Below are 15,312 nucleotides of genomic sequence, written 5' to 3' on the forward strand. Positions count from 1 at the left end.
TGTAAATTAATTAGAATGGTTAAGAGATCCAAGAGTCAAAAACGGCGATTACAATCCATGAACCGTAAACCTTTTTTAAGAAATACGAACTGCCATAAGCACTTCCTTTAGGCCTTATACATGTAAATGAAACAATGCAATGTTCAAATTTTTCATCAAATATTGGTTCACTTATGTTAAAAATTGAAGTGTCGTAATTCTTTTTAATCATTAATGAATCTATATCGTCTTTTGATATACATTTTTCAGATTTTAGATAATCTGATGCAAGCTCTGACTTTAAAGGAAAGATCGAATCCCAAGACCCTCCTCTGCTCTTTTCGGAAGAGCGATTCAGTTCTTCAATTATTTCTATTGGCACTTCAAGTCCAGAGCTTTCATTAAAATCCAAATATTCAAACCTAGTCCGTGGCTTTTCACAACTTATATAAATTTTTTTATTCATTGCGTTATCCGCCAGGACAACTCTAAATACTTCACTTTCCAATTCAAACTGAGCAAAGCAAAATATAGAATTAAAAATAATCGCAATAATCCATAATAATATTCTCATTTTAAGGAACTTTATATGATATATTCTTTGTCCACGAAAAATTCGTTTGACTACGATTTTAAAAATATTCTATTTCCAACTTTCTGGAAAGATTATCAAGAGACTGAAATACAGTGTCCTGTTTGGCTTGTGTGCTTTTTGCAGAAGAGCAATTGACACAAACCCGTTCCCTTAAAATTTGGTTTCCTGCCGTATCATAGTTAAATGATAATTTCTGCTGGTTGTATCCACTTATTGTGAGTAAAAAGAAAATGGTTAAAGTGATGGTTGTTTTCATAGTTTTAAAATAAATTGGCCAAATGTAAATTAAATTATGACACAAAATATTTTCTACCCATGTATTTCATCGTTTTTTTAGTTAAATTTTATGTTTTAAAATACTAAAAATCAATTTTTTAAACAAAAAAATACACTTCAAAAAAACTCAATTAATGAATTTAATCATGATTTTTTATCGAATAAATTTTCATAAAAAAAGCCGCTTCAAAATTATTTGAAGCGGCTTAATATTTAATGGACTAAAACGTATCTTTAAGACTCTTAATCCTTCCCTTCAGTTTCCGTTCACGTATCCTTCTTTCCTTGTCATAGGTGTCTTCCATATTCTTGACATCTTCTTTAAAATAAGCCTTCACTGCTTGGTAAAAGCAAATATTAAGAGGATTGTTCGTATGATTGCTTTCACCAAGATGTACCTTTTTGGAAAGACTGTACCTCACCAATCTCTGAAAAACTTCCGTACTGAAATGCTTTCTAAAGTTTGCCGCCATGGCCCCGCTATCCGTTGAATTACTATTACCAAAGAGGTCTTCGAAATGTTCTTCCCTATCCATATAATCCACAAAGTTCTCATAGAGCAAAATACTAAACGCCACCATCTCATCTTTGGAAAGTTCCTTTGGTACATCAATGTAACCTTTCTGTCGCACCATATCCACAACCTCTTCAAATTGACGGTTGTTCTCAATTTGTTTCTTTCGGACCTCGCGGTCCTGAATCTTGATTATCTGCTCTTCGGGCGTACAGTCCGCCATTTTACGTTTTTCCAAAGGCACCGAAACACTCCCAACATCTTTATCGTTCACTTCGAGAACCTTCACCAAGGCTTCCTTAACTTTAAAAGATTTGGGATGGAAAACAATACCTTTTCGGTATCCATTGTCCAACGAACCTTCAAAAATTTTCAGTTCTTCGGTATATTGCTCAAGGGATTTTGATAGCTTCTCCTTCAACCCATCTACCGAATAGGTAGCATCACCGTATACCTGCTTAATCCTTTCCATGGTAGGTTTTACAGGCTTACTCATTATCTCCACGTCATTTTTGAAGTAAACCTTAAACCCATGGTTTTCCATTTGGGAAATTATCAGTTGATTGACGCCCTCCCGAGCCCAATAGCTCTGAAAGTCAGGGATAAGCAGGACACCGTCTTTTTTGCACCGATCGATAAGGTTCAAAAGGGAATTGGTCCTTTTGTTTTCGAAGCAGGCTATCTTGGTGCAGACAATCCTATCCTCTCCAAAGAGATTCCCTTGATTGGCGGAATTGAAGGGACACTCGGTGCAGGCGCCCGCTTTTTCCACCAATTTGGCGTCCCCGATATCAAAGGGGGCTTCCAAAAGGTCAAAGGTTTTGTCCCTCACCATTCGTTCGACCCTATAGGCATCGAAATTTCCCTCCAATGCTTCCATCATCCATTGCTGTTCCCCAGGTTCAAAAAGCGCTACCCTGATCCCAAGGGAGAGGGTCATTTCCCCAATGCGGACAAATTCCTTAAAACCTTCAATGAGCCCGGCCAATTTCAGCCGTTGCCTTACAAAGTTTTCCGTCCTACCCAAGCGTTTTGAGATTTCACCGGGGCTATAAGCCTTACTTAAATGCGCAATGGCTTCTGCTTCTTCTGTAGGCTCAACCTCTTTACGTTGTAGGTTTTCAATGATCTGTACTTCCAAAACCTCGCCATCCTTAAAATCCATGACAATACAGGGAATCGTTTTTCTTTCGGCCAGTTTGCTAGCGCGGTACCTCCGCTCCCCCATCACGATGATAAATTTCCTTCCTTTCTTCCGAACGGTAATAGGCTGAAGCACCCCATGTTCCCGTATGCTATCGGAGAGCATTTTCAGGGAATCTTCATCGAAGGTCTTTCTGGGCTAGTCCGGATCTACCATAATCTTTTCCAATTCTAATTGTTGGACCTGTCCAACTGCGCCCGCCCCATTTCTGCTTGGCTTGTTTACACCTTTTGCCAAGGTACTTTTCTTCCCTTTGGCAACGCTCTTTACTGTTTTTTCCATGATTAAATGATTTTAGTTAAACAATAGGCAAGCGGCCCAAAACGGAAGACAAAATTTTGGAGCGGAAAGGAAACGGAATAAATGGGCAAGGGCTACGGTACGGGCTTTATGCCGTCCCTTTTCCGAGAAACATTTTGCGTGTTTACCTTGCATGCCATTGTGTGGATAAAATAATATAACCACTTTAGCATGTCAGGCTCCAAGCATCCAAGACCAATCCTTTAACTAAAAACAGGTATAATTACCTTATTTTGGCCGGAAAACACAGATTGTATCCAATATCGAACATGTAAAGAAACAGTCTTAATACCTCAGAACAACCTTCCTCCCTCCATTGAGTTCCTGCAGTTCAACCTCCAGTCTCTCCCTGTCGCCAAGGACGTATTTCGGCAATGCATATACAAATCGAAGCGATTGGCCGTTCCTTATATTTGAAAGGGGTTTGTAAATATAGATCGGTTCCATTTCGAGCCTTTGATGGGAGGCTTTTCGTTTTGGGTTGCCACTGACCTTATAGATCTTTAAAAAATCAACATCAAGGGCTATCCCTGATGTATTGGATACTTTCATCACCAAATAGGTCTCGGACCTGTGATAGACCAATTTTTGGAGCTGGACTTTAATCCCCTTCTTCTGTTTAACGGCCAACCTTTTGGGTTTGATTGTAAGCAAATATTTACTGAAGGACTTAACGTATTCGAAACTTCTGTCAATATTATCCAACTTCTTTTGCCCCAGTTCGGGCATATCGGAAAAAGGAATCTCCGTACCGATACTTTCCGTTTTTGGGATAAAATAATTCAGTTTTGAAAGTTTTTCCGAATACCTTATGATATAGGAATATACCTGCCCATCATCCGTAACGACCAGTAGATTGCTCTCTTCCCCGTCCTGCGCCTGTAACAGCCCAAAGTGTTGTTTTTTCTCTCCGTTATAGGTGAACACAAAATGGGTGGCCCCAGTAATGCCCTGTCGGATGGCCGATGGAAAGAACAGCGCCACATTTTTTTTGTTATTGGCAAATAGCGTGTCCAATACAGGTTGTGCTTCCAAAGAACCTGATAGTACCAAAGTTATAAGTACAAATAGTGTTTTCATCATTTACGTTTTAACAAGAGTTGGTAATTATCCATTACGGTCACCCTGACCTGTCGGTTGCCCCTTCTAAAAAGCTGTTTGATACCGCTTATTTGGGGCATCCCGGGTACGGTTATATCGTCCACCACATCCCCGATCACCTGCTTGCGCATATCTTCGCTAAAGCTGTTCTCTATATAGATCCCTTTACTTCCGTCTCCAATATCGTACGCTTCAAATTGGACGGAACGCCCACCCATATTTTCGATCTTGAGCAGGGTGCGGTTCGGCTTAAAACTGACAAAACCGTATACCAATGTGTTTCTATCAAGTGTAACCCCACCTATTTTGGCCGGCTTGCAAAGCCGCATACGCAATCTATGGTCCTGCCTTACCGTTTGGGTACCATCCACCCGGACCATTAATTCCCCGTCCGTTCTTCCCAAAAACCTATCGGGATTTTCCACGGGATCGGAAGCAAAGAACAACTGATGTTCCAGTCCCATTTCCTTTTCCCTATTTTTCAATTCCTTTTCATTATTTATCGAACCATCCTTTTTTGGCACATTAGGTTCCCGAACATCCTGGTCCATCGGTCCCGAGGACCGCCCTTTTGAATAGTTCTCTTCCATCTTCCTTAATGCCATCAGGTTTTGGCGCCGCTTTTCCCCCAGGAAATAAACACTGTCCATTAATCTTTTTTTTCGGATACTATCCCCGTCGGCATTATAATACCCAAGGGAATCCAATAAGGTTTCATCATAGACACTGGGGGCATTGGTTTCCCGCTCCTCCTTTAGGGCCTCAATGGCTTCCATTTTGCTGTCATACTGTTCTTGTCCTTCCCCAAGCTTGGGTACGGGCACTTGATTGTTTTCAATGGTATCCTCTTTTTCCTTTCCGAAAGTGACGATCCCATAAAAAACAATGAACAGGACCACGCTAACGACGATGAGGACCATTACGATTTTACTTTTCTGTACTTTCATAACCTTCAATTTTTCTAAGTGAATTTTCAAAATAGTCCGTAACCAAAAGGCCATGGGAATTGTGCGGGAAACTGCGCTCCACCCGGATCAAATTCCCACTGGATATAAGCTCGTATGTATCAGTTATATTTCCCCGATTGATCTGGAAGGTGGTCACCGTACTGAACTTGTAGGGTTCTCCTTGGGTTTCCACTTCGGATTCAATGTTCAACACCTCCTGTACAAGGGAGTATTGAAGGATCCGGTTATAAACGCCCTCTGCCTGCTTTTGGCGGAACAGGTCGCTCACCGAACTATCTCCCAGCCAGAGTGCCTTCCCTATCCTTTTTTTATAGTTATTTGCATCGAGGCCGTAAAAGTAGCGGTGGAATAGCTCCAAATGGGCCAAGGCCTCCACTTCAAAGTTTTCCCGTTGGTCGGTCACTTTCAATGGGACGACCTCCCCGTTGCTGCTTACCACAAAAGCATTGTTCCGGGATTCCCTGTGAACCTTAACGGTCATCAGGACGGATACAATACAGACCACGGCCGAACAGCCTACCGTTGCCAATACAATGAACCGGTTGGTACGCAGTACATCGAATATGTTTTTGTAAGGTGTTTTCATGTTTTATCAAATTTTACTTTTTAGGTACCTCCCGTAAACAGCCTTATAACAAAAGTGCTCGCCTTTCGGTAGAGCTTGAACTTGAGCAGCACGATAAACCCTATGGAGGCGCATTCGATGACAGGGGCAAAAAACTCGCTCCCCCAATCGGTCCCGAACAGGTCCGCCCAAAAGCCCGAATTGATCTCGGTATACAGGTTGTTCACGAATATATTGACCAAAAAGAAGGCGGGCACCAGCATATAAACCCCCGCATAGAGCTTGAAGAAAGTATAGGCCAATGACCTGAACTTTTCAAAAACGGCCAGGCTTATAACCAACGGAAAAAAGGCCTGCATAATTCCCAATAAAAAATACCGTTCCGCGAGGAAAAGGGGATAGATAAAAAGGTCCAACAGCCAAAGAACCACAGCTGCCATAAACGCTACCATTTTTAGGCCGTAAAGCGGTGTCACCAAAGCCTCGTATAAAATTGCCATGGCTTTTTTGGCGGCCTCCATGGCACCCACGTCCTGTTCCAGGTCCACATCCTGTAACTGCAACGGAAGGAGTGCCGGGGCCGTATCCCGATATTGGGTTTCAATGCCCACTAAAATGCCATCGAAAACGCCCAGTACCTGCGTGGAAAAAATGACCAGCAGCACGATGGCAAAATTCTTGGCCAGTTCCGTAGGCGTAAGCCCCCAGGTATGCCCCTCGGTGGAAGCGATCCCTTCGTTGTACTTTTTAAGGATATTGACCAAAAAGAAAAGCACGGCCAATGCCTTCATCCCCGTTATGGTGTACTGCGAGAAATCACTTCCCTTGATGGTCTGGAAGACCGTATCCACATATTCCAATCCTATCCCCAAAAACATATTTTTCTAGTATTGGATTTCCCTGTTGTTGATCCTTTCCTGCATCTTCCGAAAGGAAATGATTTCCCTATAGCGCCTGGTCTTATTCTCCACCTCGGCCACCATTTCATTGGACCGGGACTCGTAATCCTTCAGTACAACGGCCCGTTCCGCATCGGTCATCTTCAGATAATCACTGGTCAGTATTTTGTTGACATATTCGACACTCTCCATGGAGCGTTCAAGGATTTCATTGAAGGAACCGGTGACCCGAGAGATCTCATCGGGCCTTATGTACGGGGAATCCAGGATATCCCGTAAATCCCCTTGAACCATGTCAAAGAGCTGTCGGTTGTTCCTCACCAACTTCCCGACGGCATCCAATTGCTGGATAACATTGCTTACCTGTTCGATACGGTCTTTTTGCTTCTTCAGAAACTCAACGGTCTTCAAAAGGTTCGAGGTCTGCTTGGCGGATTCGATGAGCTGCTTTGCCAGACTTATGAAATTGGTATTGTCATACACCGGCATCCCCTGGGCGGTCGCACCGCTGGGCAGGCATAAAAAAATAAAGGATAATAATGGTATTAAGATTTTAATGTGATTTTTCATTGTTCTTTGGTTTTAGCGGTTGTATATTCTTTAATGGCCTTCTCCATATCATTTGTTTTTTCATAAATCCGCATTATGCGGTCGTTTTCGGTGCCGTCGGTTAGGTAGGCGGCGTAGACCTCCGGCGGCACTTCCAAACGGAAAATGTTGCTTTCCTTACCGATCTTGATGAAGATTTCCGTGTATTTCCGCTCACCGGTCAAATTGTTGCGCATGGAGCGCAATTGGTCCAGGTCATGGGAGGAAAGGTTCAATCGTTTCCGGAGTTCACCGTAGCCTTTTTCATTGCGTAGACTGTAAATGACCTGTGTGTTCTCCAATATACTCGCAGCAGTGGAATTGTTCGGCAGTTGATTGATGGATTGCAGGATGATCCCGATCGCCCCGTTCTGTTTCCGGATGGCCTGGTAGTAGAACTCCACACTCTCCAACACATTATCGAACTTCAATTGTTTGGCGAACTCATCGAAAAGGATGATGCCCCTTTCGGAACGGTTGCGCCAAATGGTGCGCTGTACGGCGGATTTGATAAGCTTGAGCATCACCGATAGGATTTCCCTATTGTCTCGGACCTCGTCCAGCTCAAAAACGACCATACGCTTGTCCTCAATCCTATAGGTCTGGTCAGCATCTGAACTGAACAAAAAGCTATAAAGTCCTCCTTCAACATATTCCGATAGGATATGGAGGAAACCATAGGTACTGAAATGCATTTCCTGGATACCAAGGTCCTGGATCAGGTTTTCCCTGTTCCTATCGACAAATTGGTACAGGGAGGCCAGAGAGTGGTTTTTACGGACCTTGCCATAATAATGTAACAGTACTTTTTTCATGGCCACTTCCCTACCCTTTGTGGCCGTTTTTCCTTCCGCCAGCAGTTCCAACAGGAATACGGAAAGATCCTCCAACCGCTCCGGGGTCAGATCGGACTCACCGGAAATATAAAAAGGGTTGATCCCAAGGTTTTTTCCCTGTTCGTACCGCAATATAATGTGGTCATCGGGATAGAGTTTGGCAAATTTGGCATAGGATCCCCCCAGGTCGATAATCACCAAACGGACACCTTCCTCAAAATACTGCCGCAATATATTGTTGGCCAAAAACGATTTGCCTTCCCCTGTGGGTGCAAAAATGGCGAAGTTACTGGCCTTGATACGTTTCTTTTTCGCATCCCAAACATCCTTAAGGACGGGAATGTTATCCTGCCTGTCATTGAAGATAACACCTTCCGTATCGGAAGTGTAATTGGTGCTATTGATCCAAAGGCAGAGCGCATGTTTAAGATCGGACACATATAGGTCTTCATTGGAAAAGTTGGACGAAAAACAGGGATGGGAATTCAGGAAGTAGTGCTTGCGTCCCTCCCCTTTCGGACAGTAGGGCAAAATATCAAGTTCCTTGAATTCCGCTTTCAGCTTGGAGGCCATACCATCAAGTCCTTCCGCACTTTCCGACCAATATACCACGTTCAGATGGCCACGGATAATACGGGAACTATCGTCCCCGTTGATCCGATCCACAATATGGCGGATCTTTTTAAGGACGACCCTGTTTTGTGTCCCAAAATTGGAACTTTTGGAAAGTTCCTCTATTTTCTTATCAAGCAGCTTTCGCCACTTGTGTTTATCGTCAAGATAAAGGATATGGTTGACAATATGGTTTTCGTCCAGATAGGGCCCCAGCCCATCTATTGACCCCTGATGGAAACTGGAACCATCGGAAGTGAACCTGTCATTGATCCTACTGGTCTGGACGTCCTCTCCAAAGCACAGTTCACTGTTTACCGCCATTACATCAAAATGATGGTCCCCGATGGAAATCCCCTTTTTCTCCAGACCGATATCCGTATCAAGCCCCTCATTGAAGCCGTTGAAATAGGAATGGGTCAATTTAAGGATGACATCGCTATGGATCGGTTCCAATCCGATCTTGGGCCCATTATTGATAAACGAAACGGCATCGCGCACCGCTTGCATGAACCCACTCGTCCGATGGTCCAGCTTTTTGTGGATCCCGTCCTCCACCTTTTTAAAGGGATTGATGTATTTACCGGCTTTCAGGGTTTTGTTCAGCGGCAGAACAAAGAACAGGTAGCTATGGTGTTCCATATATTCCCTGTCCTTGAAGTAATTGTAGGTCGCCTTTTGAAGGAAAGTTTCGTTCGGTAGGTTTTCACCGGTATATCTGCATTTTCTGTAGACATCCTGTTTATGGATGACCGTTCCCTTGGGCAGGGACTTGAACGCCTGGAACCAGCTCCCGTGCAACTTTTCAAAATCGCTTTCCGATAGGGAATATATTTCAGGGAGCCTAACCTTATAGCAAAGCATTACGTTCCCGTTGGAGACGAACACCATATTATCCTCAATTGTTAAAATGGGATGGTATGCCGAAAAATTAATCGTCTTCATAGTTCAGTGGGCTCTGTTTTTTATTGCTTATATATTTTGGAAGGACACTTTGAAAATGGAACGGTCCCGATTTTTTGGAAAGCTTCGATAGAATTATATATAGCGCCATGTTCCAAATAAATACCCCTACGATCGCACCCAGGCTGAAGGAAAAAATAATGAACAGCAACGAGGCAATGACCGAAACCATTTGCAGCGCAAAGAGGGCCAGCGGAAGTCCCAGTACCATGGCCTGTTTACGGATGTCCCTATAAGGTTTGAACCTTTTCATTATACCACGATACCTATCAAATACGTAAAGATCCCTACCACCGCCCCGGCAATGAGTACAAAGACCAGTACCCGGGTGATCCCTTTTTTCAGGTCAGCATTCTCCCCGAAAAAATGTCCCGCATTGAAAAGGAACCCAACCAGAAAGATGACCCCAAGAATTATTGGGAAAATGGAACGGATCGTATCGGAGATATCGGCAACGGAATCTTCAATGCCCCCGATCTGGGCGAACATCGTATTGGAAACCAGAAATAATAATAACGTTGAATGGATTGCTTTTTTCATATCAAAATGGTTTTAAAATTGGCTTGGTTTTGATATTCAAAAGTTAATACAGGAAAGGATTCAATCTGCTGTTTATTAGATATTTGTGGATGAAATATTCCTAAATAGGTATTGTTATTATTTGGTTATAAACGGATTTAATTTTAATGGAAAAATCGAAAAGAGATGTTGATAAGTGGGACAGTCGAAAACGTACCAAAAGGTTAAAAACGTCAGATCCGGCGGGAAACAAAAATAAAAATTATAGATATAGGCTTCTATATACCTGTAAAAGTGTATTTATTAACACACATAATCGGATTAATTCCGATTATGTGTGTTTTATTTGACAAATTTTTGGTATCTTTGAATAAGATAATCGGATAATTTACGACTATCCCATTAAATATTGACAATATGGATTTTAGGACAATGATAAAAGGATATACAGAGACTCCAATATCAAGACATTTAATTTTAGGTTTGCTCAGCGATTATAAGAGCCCGAACGATAAAATCAGTGAATTGATTAAAAGCAAAGAGCTCATTTCCATTAGAAGGGGATTGTATATTATCGGTCCAAACGTGGACCTGCCATCACCGGAACCGTTTTTAATAGCGAACCATTTGAGGGGACCGAGTTACGTTTCCCTCGAATCGGCACTATCCTATTGGAACATGATACCGGAACGCACCTATGAAGTAAGCTCCGTTACTTTAAAAACTTCAAAATCATATAAAAACCCCGTTGGCCGGTTCAGCTACAAACAAGTAAAGGCCCCGTATTATTCCTATGGCATAAAAAATATAGAATATTCGTCAAAACAGACCGTATTAATTGCATCGCGCGAAAAGGCATTGTGCGATAAAATTGTACTGACACCAAAAATTAACCTTAGGAGTATTAAACAAACGTTTTCATTTTTAACGGAAGACCTTCGGATGGATAGTGAAACTTTAAGCTCACTGGACATAAACGTATTGGAATCATGGGCACCGGATGCCCCAAAAAGAAGCAGTTTGGAAATGCTCATTAAAACCCTAAAGAAACAATGATAAAAGAATGGATAGAAGAATATGGACCCTGTAACGAGGAAGAGATATTGTCCGCACTCCGAGAGATAATGCAGGAAATCACATTGGCAGGTCTCTCAAGGACAGACTTTTTTGAGAGGGCAGCTTTTTATGGTGGGACGGCCCTACGCATTTTTTATGGATTGGACCGTTATTCGGAAGACTTGGATTTTTCTTTATTGAAACCAGATGCCGCTTTCTCAATTGAGCCTTATTTTAAAACGATACAGGATGAATTTAAGTCCTTAGGACTTACTGTTAGCATTAAAGAAAAGAAAAAAAACTTACAGAGCCCTATAGATTCTGCATTTCTGAAAGCCGAAACCATATGGCAGGAAATCATCCTTGAGGATATCATCAAAGAGACAGGCGTACGTTCCAACCGGACCTTGAAGATCAAAATAGAAGTCGACCGTCAGCCCCCATTAAATTTTCAAACCGAAGAAAAACTATTGATCCGTCCTTTCTCTTTTTATGTTAAATGTTTTACCAGATCAAGTTTGTTTGCCGGCAAAATGCACGCCCTACTATTTAGAAAATGGAAAAACAGGGTCAAGGGAAGGGATTGGTACGACCTGGAGTGGTATATTAAAAAAGGTATTCCGTTGGATATGCAACATTTTCTGGCGAGGGCAAAAGACACAAATGACTGGCAGGAGGACAGCATTACCCAAGAACAAATAATAACCCTACTGGATCGTAAAATCGAATCGGTGTCTTTTGATAACATTAAAGAAGATGTGATCAGGTTTATTAAAGATGATGATGCCTTGAATATCTGGAGCCCGAAATATTTCAAAGAATTGGCACATAAACTTAAGTTCAGCAATTAATCGTAATGGGACCATTGCATTTAATAGAGGCAGCGATTTAAGTCATATCAAAATGGTTTTAAAATTGGCTTGTTTTTGATATTCAAAAGTCAGTGCCGGAAAGAACTCAATATGCTATTTATCGAATATTTGCGGATAAAATATTCAATAATGAATTTTAGTTTTTATTTGTGCTATATCCTATCAAAGTCTATGGTTTTTTGAAATCCTTCTATTGAAAACCTAAAAAGCGGATAGCCAAAAGACTTCCGAAACCCTCAGATTTCAAATGACAGGTTTTAAAACTTTGTATTATTGGAACGGAACTATAAAAATGAAGTCCACCGTAGCAAAGAAAAATCAATCCCATGATAGGGTTCAAAGGTTTCCAAAAATAAAAATTGAAGGTTAGCTAAAAATGCGAGAGGTATATTTAGAGGAATACTCCACTGGAGTCATATCCGTATATTTTTTGAAAACATCCCGAAATGCCTTGGCATCATTATATCCAACTTCGTACATAACCTCATTTACTGTTTTTCTTCCACCTTCCAATTGTCTTTTTGCGGCTTCCACCCTAACCCGTTGGTGATATTCCAAAACACTGTTCATAGTTGCTTTTTTGAACCGTCTTTCAAAAGTACGACGCCCAAGTGAAACCATTTCGGAAAGATCGTTGACGGATATTTTTTCGTGGTAGTGCCGTTCCAGATAGTCCTGTGCCTTTAAAACCTTTTTATCATTGTGCGACCTTTGCCCTGCAAACACCATGAACGGTGACTGGCTGCTGCGGTCTATATCAATCATAAATGTTTTGGCGGCCAGTATGGCGGCTTCCCGCCCGGCATATTTTTCAATAATATATATGATAAGGTTGGTAAATGCATAGGCTCCGCCACTTGTATAGATTCCGTCATATTCAGTAACAATTTTTTCGTCCACCAGGTCTACTTTAGGGAACAGTTCCCTGAACACATTGGCAGAAGCCCAATGGGTCGAACACGGCTTACCGTCCAACAGTCCCGTCGAGGCCAAAAAGAAGGATGAAATACAGAGACTAACGATTTCAGCGCCTTGCTTGTAGTGCTTGACCAGCCAAGGGTTAAGCTCCCTATTATCCTCAAGGCTTTGTTGAAATTCGGAATGAATGGCAGGAAGTACGATCAAGTCGGTCCTTTCAATATCGGAAAGTAGGACTTCCGGTGCCAGTGCAAACAATCCCCCTTTGGAATCGGGGCTTTTTTCCAATCCCACAAGCTGGATACGGAACAAAGGTGCTTCACGTGGTGTTTTATAGGTTTCATTAACCCACGTCAGCATTTGATGTGTCCCGGCAATATTCACCGCACTTACATTCCCCTTTGGAACGATGATGGAAACATGCTTCATCTTAAATATTATTGCAATACAAATATAATTTTTTCCCTTGTCGCAATCAACCCTCTATATTGTCGTAATTGCACAACATGACCAAGCGGTTAACCTTATATCTTTGTGTAAACAACTGACAGGCAATGAGAACCAATATCATATCGGATTTTAGGACAGCGACCACTGAATTTGTGGAACTGCTCCATTCCCTATCGGAAAAACAGTTAAACAGTCCTACAAGCGGAAATGATTGGACCGCCGGCCAGATAGGCGACCATATTTTGAAATCGTACAATGTAATGACCATCCTTCATGGACCGATAAAACCGACCTCCCGTGATCCTTACGAAAAATTGCCCCCTATAATTGAAATGTTTGCCGATGATACCATCAAAATGGAAGCACCTGCCGAGGTGGTACCGGAGTCAGGATATATACACAAGGAAAAACTCATTAAAGGCCTTCAAGAAAGGATAGCGGAACAGAACGAGGTATTGGAAAACGAAGATCTAAGGGTATTGTGCACTGCTTTCAAATTACCGGGTTCCGAAGACTATTTCACCCGATTGGAGTGGCTGGGATTCAACTTGGTCCACACGCAAAGGCATATTCGACAATTAAAACGTACCATTGAAACAATTAAAAACCCTAACCAATGAAAACAACCGCCAGTAGGGCCATTCAAAATGTTTGGCTCAACCTACCCGTAAAAGATCTCGAAAAATCCAAGCAATTTTTTAGGGACATTGGGTTCCGTGAAAACCCCATGCATAGTGAAGTACCTCACCTAGGTAGCTTCTTGGTGGGCGAAAAGGACTTCGTCCTTATGCTCTTTCCCGAAAATGAAATAAGCGGTTACACAGGGCTACCGGTCAACGACACCCACAAAACAAGCCAAATGCTCATAAATATCGATGCACAGAGCAAAGAGCAGGTTGACGCCTTTGCTGAATCGGTAAAAGGAGCGGGCGGCAATGTCTATTTTGAGCCCAAAGAAGTCCAGGGGTGGATGTATATCACCAGTTTTGCAGACTTGGATGGACACCGATGGAGTATGCTATATATGGATTCGGAAAAAATGCCAACACCATAAGGTAACGGTAAGTGATACCACCGAATTTAAAAAGAACGTCCATTCCATAAAAACATGTGATTTCCGTAGCTTTAACCGATCATGAAATTTGAGTGGGATATAATACCAAGATTTTCCTACCAAATTTTAAATCCAAAATATACTATCAAAACCAATCAATATGAAAAACAAAATCCTATTTGTAATAAGTTTATTGTACGGGCTACTGTTCATTAACAGCGGTCTAAACAAATTTTTCAACTACATGCCAATGCCGGATGAAATGCCGGAAAGGGCCTTTAAAATGTTTGAGGCCATGATGGAAATTACCTGGTTGATTCCGTTACTGGGCGTTTTTGAAATCATTGGGGGCATTTTGGTGATTATCCCACGCTGGCGTGCATTGGGGGCACTTATACTTGTGCCTATTGTGGTAGGCATTGTTCTTCAACACCTCACATTGATGATGGGTCTTCCGATGACCATCATAATTGCAGCAGTCCAACTATGGATCCTTCTCGATAACCGTGGTAAGTATTTACCACTTTTTAAAAAAGATAAAAATTTTGTACCACCTAATCAAAACCAATCATGAAAAAACAATTATATGTGAACCTTCCAATTGAAAACTTGAAACGTTCAAAGGAATTTTTTACAGCCTTGGGATTCACCTTTAACGAACAGTTCTCCGATGAAACATCAACAGCTATGATCGTTGATGAGGGCATCGTTTTTATGTTGTTGGAAAAAGAACGCTTCCAATCCTTTGTACCACATAAAAAAGTGGCCGAACTGGAAAAATCATGTGCCGCTATCAATGCCATTCAGCTGGAATCGAAAGAGGAAGTAGATAAAATAATGCAAAAAGCCATAAGTGCAGGTGGCAATGAATATAGAGAAGCGCAGGACCATGGGTTTATGTTCGGCCGTGCTTTTGAGGACCTGGATGGAAACCTATGGGAATTTTTCTGGATGGATGTTTCCCAAATGCCCGAAGGATAAATTCAAAATAATAAATCCTATAGAATAATCGTTTAAAAGCCATGTAATCTACATTGAATCCA

17 protein-coding genes and 1 pseudogene are annotated in these 15,312 nt (G+C 41.8%); 6 read left to right on the top strand and 12 right to left on the bottom strand.

Translation table 11 applies throughout. The features are described from left to right. Positions 1-19: 19 nt before the first annotated feature. From NDQ75_RS11610 to NDQ75_RS11665, 11 genes and pseudogenes are all read right to left on the bottom strand, one after another. Positions 20-553, bottom strand: a complete 534-nt coding sequence (locus NDQ75_RS11610; protein ID WP_202027667.1) for a hypothetical protein — start codon at positions 551-553, stop codon at positions 20-22. 58 nt (positions 554-611) lie between these two features. Then, the gene (locus tag NDQ75_RS11615; protein ID WP_202027668.1) at positions 612-830 is read right to left on the bottom strand and encodes a hypothetical protein; all 219 of its coding nucleotides are present in this window, start codon (positions 828-830) and stop codon (positions 612-614) included. A 241-nt stretch (positions 831-1,071) separates the two neighbouring features. Continuing rightward, positions 1,072-2,694: pseudogene (locus NDQ75_RS11620) on the bottom strand (ParB/RepB/Spo0J family partition protein); the annotation flags it as partial. Positions 2,695-2,706: 12 nt separating this feature from the next. Continuing rightward, on the bottom strand, positions 2,707-2,850 hold the full coding sequence (locus tag NDQ75_RS11625) for a hypothetical protein (protein WP_242513628.1): 144 nt from the start codon (positions 2,848-2,850) through the stop codon (positions 2,707-2,709). Positions 2,851-3,153: 303 nt separating this feature from the next. After that, positions 3,154-3,948 (bottom strand): DUF4138 domain-containing protein, encoded by a 795-nt coding sequence (locus NDQ75_RS11630; RefSeq protein WP_202027738.1) that lies wholly within the window; start codon positions 3,946-3,948, stop codon positions 3,154-3,156. Beyond that, positions 3,948-4,889 (bottom strand): conjugative transposon protein TraM, encoded by a 942-nt coding sequence (traM, locus tag NDQ75_RS11635; RefSeq protein ID WP_242513629.1) that lies wholly within the window; start codon positions 4,887-4,889, stop codon positions 3,948-3,950. Before traM ends, NDQ75_RS11630 begins: the two co-directional genes overlap by 1 nt. Positions 4,890-4,896: 7 nt before the next feature. Next, positions 4,897-5,523: a conjugal transfer protein TraK gene (locus tag NDQ75_RS11640; protein WP_202027669.1), complete on the bottom strand. Its 627-nt coding sequence runs from the start codon at positions 5,521-5,523 to the stop codon at positions 4,897-4,899. Between the two features lie 20 nt (positions 5,524-5,543). After that, on the bottom strand, positions 5,544-6,380 hold the full coding sequence (locus NDQ75_RS11645) for a hypothetical protein (RefSeq protein WP_202027670.1): 837 nt from the start codon (positions 6,378-6,380) through the stop codon (positions 5,544-5,546). Between the two features lie 6 nt (positions 6,381-6,386). Continuing rightward, a complete protein-coding gene (locus NDQ75_RS11650) occupies positions 6,387-6,971 on the bottom strand; it encodes a conjugal transfer protein (protein WP_202027671.1) in 585 nt (194 codons plus the stop codon). Beyond that, positions 6,968-9,382, bottom strand: a complete 2,415-nt coding sequence (locus NDQ75_RS11655; RefSeq protein ID WP_202027672.1) for a TraG family conjugative transposon ATPase — start codon at positions 9,380-9,382, stop codon at positions 6,968-6,970. The genes NDQ75_RS11650 and NDQ75_RS11655 overlap by 4 nt, the downstream gene beginning before the upstream one ends. Positions 9,383-9,652: 270 nt before the next feature. Then, on the bottom strand, positions 9,653-9,940 hold the full coding sequence (locus tag NDQ75_RS11665) for a hypothetical protein (protein WP_202027673.1): 288 nt from the start codon (positions 9,938-9,940) through the stop codon (positions 9,653-9,655). A gap of 396 nt (positions 9,941-10,336) precedes the next feature. Here NDQ75_RS11665 and NDQ75_RS11670 point away from each other — a divergent pair, with 396 nt between their 5' ends. Then, the gene (locus NDQ75_RS11670) at positions 10,337-10,975 is read left to right on the top strand and encodes a type IV toxin-antitoxin system AbiEi family antitoxin domain-containing protein (RefSeq protein WP_202027674.1); all 639 of its coding nucleotides are present in this window, start codon (positions 10,337-10,339) and stop codon (positions 10,973-10,975) included. Next, positions 10,972-11,826, top strand: coding sequence for a nucleotidyl transferase AbiEii/AbiGii toxin family protein (locus NDQ75_RS11675; RefSeq protein ID WP_202027675.1), 855 nt, complete (start codon positions 10,972-10,974; stop codon positions 11,824-11,826). Before NDQ75_RS11670 ends, NDQ75_RS11675 begins: the two co-directional genes overlap by 4 nt. A gap of 387 nt (positions 11,827-12,213) precedes the next feature. Here NDQ75_RS11675 and NDQ75_RS11680 read toward each other — a convergent pair whose 3' ends face one another. Then, on the bottom strand, positions 12,214-13,125 hold the full coding sequence (locus tag NDQ75_RS11680) for a GlxA family transcriptional regulator (protein WP_242513631.1): 912 nt from the start codon (positions 13,123-13,125) through the stop codon (positions 12,214-12,216). 194 nt (positions 13,126-13,319) lie between these two features. On the opposite strand from NDQ75_RS11680, the gene NDQ75_RS11685 reads away from it, so the two are divergent. From NDQ75_RS11685 to NDQ75_RS11700, 4 genes are all read left to right on the top strand, one after another. After that, positions 13,320-13,835 carry a DinB family protein gene (locus NDQ75_RS11685; protein ID WP_202027677.1) on the top strand — a complete coding sequence of 172 codons (516 nt, stop codon included), beginning with the start codon at positions 13,320-13,322 and terminating at the stop codon, positions 13,833-13,835. After that, on the top strand, positions 13,832-14,269 hold the full coding sequence (locus NDQ75_RS11690; protein WP_202027678.1) for a VOC family protein: 438 nt from the start codon (positions 13,832-13,834) through the stop codon (positions 14,267-14,269). The genes NDQ75_RS11685 and NDQ75_RS11690 overlap by 4 nt, the downstream gene beginning before the upstream one ends. 160 nt (positions 14,270-14,429) lie before the next feature. Beyond that, a complete protein-coding gene (locus tag NDQ75_RS11695; RefSeq protein WP_202027679.1) occupies positions 14,430-14,843 on the top strand; it encodes a DoxX family protein in 414 nt (137 codons plus the stop codon). After that, positions 14,840-15,250, top strand: coding sequence for a VOC family protein (locus tag NDQ75_RS11700; protein ID WP_202027680.1), 411 nt, complete (start codon positions 14,840-14,842; stop codon positions 15,248-15,250). The genes NDQ75_RS11695 and NDQ75_RS11700 overlap by 4 nt, the downstream gene beginning before the upstream one ends. Positions 15,251-15,312 lie beyond the last annotated feature (62 nt).

Source organism: Galbibacter mesophilus (assembly GCF_023721415.1).
Taxonomy (GTDB): Bacteria; Bacteroidota; Bacteroidia; order Flavobacteriales; family Flavobacteriaceae; genus Galbibacter; species Galbibacter mesophilus.